1 rRNA gene is annotated in these 1,738 nt (G+C 59.0%); it reads left to right on the forward strand.

From position 1 onward, the window contains the following. Positions 1–547 precede the first annotated feature (547 nt). Positions 548–1,738 (forward strand): 16S ribosomal RNA (locus GRS80_RS19895); the annotation flags it as partial.

The following is a 1,738-nucleotide window of genomic DNA, read 5'->3' on the forward strand; positions in this document are numbered from 1 at the left end:
CCCGAACCTCGTCATGAATACGAACGACGCGGCGTCGGTCGCCGCGTTCTCCGGCCGTATTCCGGCACGGAGAGCATACGCATCCACTACGCCTCGGACGGTGACGGCGGCTCGCCGCCGTCGCCGTCCGCGGGCGTCGGAGTCGGCGTCTCCAGGACGACGCCCTTATATACATAGGGTGTCTCCATCAGGATACGCAGAATGCTCCGCCGGATACGGATTTCCGGCCGGGGCCGATCCGACGCCCTTAAGTGTATAAGGCGATTCGGATGTAAATGCAATCGACGGCTCGTCGGGGACGACGAGTCGAGGACCGAGGAAGTCCGAAGGGGTTATGTACCCTTCGTGACTTACGATATGGTCCGAAGGAGATGAGGATCCTACCCCTGCGGTCCGCCGTTAAGATGGGATCTGATGTGAGCCTTGGTAGTTCGGTGACGCCTGTATCGGTCGGCGATCAGCGACACCGAACGTGGACCATGTGTGAGTGTGTACGACAACATTCACCGCCAAATTAACCTCCCGAGTGTGACTCGGGAGAACGAGCATTCCGGTTGATCCTGCCGGAGGTCATTGCTCGTGGAGTCCGATTTAGCCATGCTAGTTGTACGAGTTCAGACTCGTAGCAGATAGCTCAGTGACACGTGGCCAAACTACCCTCTGGACGCGGATAACCTCGGGAAACTGAGGCTAATCCGTGATAGCGTTCTCATCCTGGAAGTGGAGAGAACGTGAAACGCCCCGGCGCCAGAGGATGTGGCTGCGGCCGATTAGGTAGACGGTGGGGTAACGGCCCACCGTGCCAGTAATCGGTACGGGTTGTGAGAGCAAGAGCCCGGAGACGGTATCTGAGACAAGATACCGGGCCCTACGGGGCGCAGCAGGCGCGAAACCTTTACACTGCACGCCAGTGCGATAAGGGGACTCCACGTGCGAGGGCATATCGTCCTCGCTTTTTCCGACCGTAAGGAGGTCGGCGAATAAGTGCTGGGCAAGACCGGTGCCAGCCGCCGCGGTAATACCGGCAGCACAAGTGATGACCGCTCTTATTGGGCCTAAAGCGTCCGTAGCTGGCCAGTCAAGTCCATCGGGAAATCCGCGCGCTTAACGCGCGGGCGTCCGGTGGAAACTGTCTGGCTTGGGACCGGAAGACCTGAGGGGTACGTCCGGGGTAGGAGTGAAATCCCGTAATCCTGGACGGACCACCGGTGGCGAAAGCGCCTCAGGAAGACGGATCCGACGGTGAGGGACGAAAGCTCGGGTCACGAACCGGATTAGATACCCGGGTAGTCCGAGCTGTAAACGATGTCTGCTAGGTGTGACACAGGCTACGAGCCTGTGTTGTGCCGTAGGGAAGCCGTGAAGCAGACCGCCTGGGAAGTACGTCCGCAAGGATGAAACTTAAAGGAATTGGCGGGGGAGCACTACAACCGGAGGAGCCTGCGGTTTAATTGGACTCAACGCCGGACATCTCACCAGCATCGACAATGTGCAGTGACGGTCAGTGTGATGAGCTTACCTGAGCCATTGAGAGGAGGTGCATGGCCGCCGTCAGCTCGTACCGTGAGGCGTCCTGTTAAGTCAGGCAACGAGCGAGACCCACGCTCCTAATTGCCAGCAACACCCTTGTGGTGGTTGGGTACATTAGGAGGACTGCCAGTGCCAAACTGGAGGAAGGAATGGGCAACGGTAGGTCAGTATGCCCCGAATGTGCTGGGCGACACGCGGGCTACAATGG

Source organism: Natrialba sp. INN-245 (genome assembly GCF_009807105.1).
Classification (GTDB): Archaea; Halobacteriota; Halobacteria; order Halobacteriales; family Natrialbaceae; genus Natrarchaeobius; species Natrarchaeobius swarupiae.